The following is a 1,338-nucleotide window of genomic DNA, read 5'->3' on the forward strand; positions in this document are numbered from 1 at the left end:
GGATGCTCCTATAGATGTCAAGCGGCTAGATCAAGGCCGTTGACGGTGGTTGCTGGTGGGACCAGGGCGTGGTAGACCTCGCGGGCGATGTAGCGTTTGAGGCATCGGATGATCTCTTTCTTGCTCAGCCCGTCGCGGGTGCGGCGGGTGACGTAGTCGCGGGTGCGGTCGTCCCAGCGCATGCGGACCAGGGCGATCCTGTAGAGGGCGCAGTTGGCCTGCCGGTCGCCGCCGCGGTTGAGGCGGTGCCGGTCGGTGCGCCCGGAGGAGGCCGGGAGCGGGGCCGCGCCGCACAGCATGGCGAAGGCCGCTTCCGAGCGCAGCCGCTCGGGGTTGTCTCCGGCGGTGACCAGGAGTTGGGCCGCGACCTCGGGACCGACGCCCTTGAGCGCGACCAGGTCGGGGTTGATCGCCTCGGCCAGCGGGCCGATGAGCGCGTCCAGTCCGGTGATCTCCTCGGTCAGGGTCTGGTGGCGGCGGGCCAGGCTGCGCAGTGTGATGCGGGCGGCGGTGCCCGGCTCGGCGGCCCGGGCGGTATCGGGCCGGAACGCGGCGCAGGTTCTGATCAGGGCGGCGCGGCCCAGGCCGCGGAGCTTGTCGCGCACCGCTTCCGGGGCGGTGACGATCAGCGCTTTGATCTGGCGTTGGACGTCGGCGCGCTGGGCGATCGCCGAGCGGCGGGCGACCCGCAGGGTGCGCAGTGCCTCGACCTGGCCGTCGCGGTGCTTGGGCAGGCCGGTGCGTTCCCGGGCCAGGGCGGCGCGGGCGGCGTTGACCGCGTCGATCGGGTCGGACTTGCCCTGGAAGCGGCGGGTCTTGCGGTCGGGGCGGTCGACCTCGATCATCGCCACCCCGGCGGCGCGCAGATGGCGGGCCAGTCCGGCGCCGTAGGCGCCGGTGCCCTCGATGCCCACCAGTACCAGGGTGCCCAACGAGCTCAGCCAGTCCAGCAGAGCGGCGTAGCCGGTGGCGGTGGCGGGGAAGGTCGCCGTCCCCAGCACGCGTCCCGCGCTGTCCAGGGCGGCGGCGGTGTGGGTGTCGCCGTGGGTGTCGATCCCGCCGGCGACCTCGCCGGGTCCGGTGACCTGAGGTGTAATGGAGGGCATCGCCGTTCTGCTCCTGTGTCCGGGGGTGAAGGGACGGCACGCACCGCCGGACGGTGGGACAAGACAGTGATGGGGCCTCTGGCCAGGCTCCTATGAGGTCACCCCGCCACAACCAGTGAGTGCACACGAGCGCCTCCCGCCGGAGCCGACAGATCCCGTTAAGGACCCGAAGGTCAGTCAGGCGGTGGGTCAGACCCCGGTGGGAGGCGCTCACCTACATCATCACTGTCAG

At 71.9% G+C, this 1,338-nt stretch carries 1 protein-coding gene; it reads right to left on the bottom strand.

Annotated features, from left to right (window positions below):
• Positions 1-17 precede the first annotated feature (17 nt).
• Complete coding sequence (locus DMH08_RS39500; protein WP_442778679.1) at positions 18-1,097, bottom strand: IS110 family transposase; 1,080 nt, start codon at positions 1,095-1,097, stop codon at positions 18-20.
• Positions 1,098-1,338 lie beyond the last annotated feature (241 nt).

The sequence above is a fragment of the Actinomadura sp. WAC 06369 genome (genome assembly GCF_003947565.1).
Taxonomy (GTDB): domain Bacteria; phylum Actinomycetota; class Actinomycetes; order Streptosporangiales; family Streptosporangiaceae; genus Spirillospora; species Spirillospora rifamycini.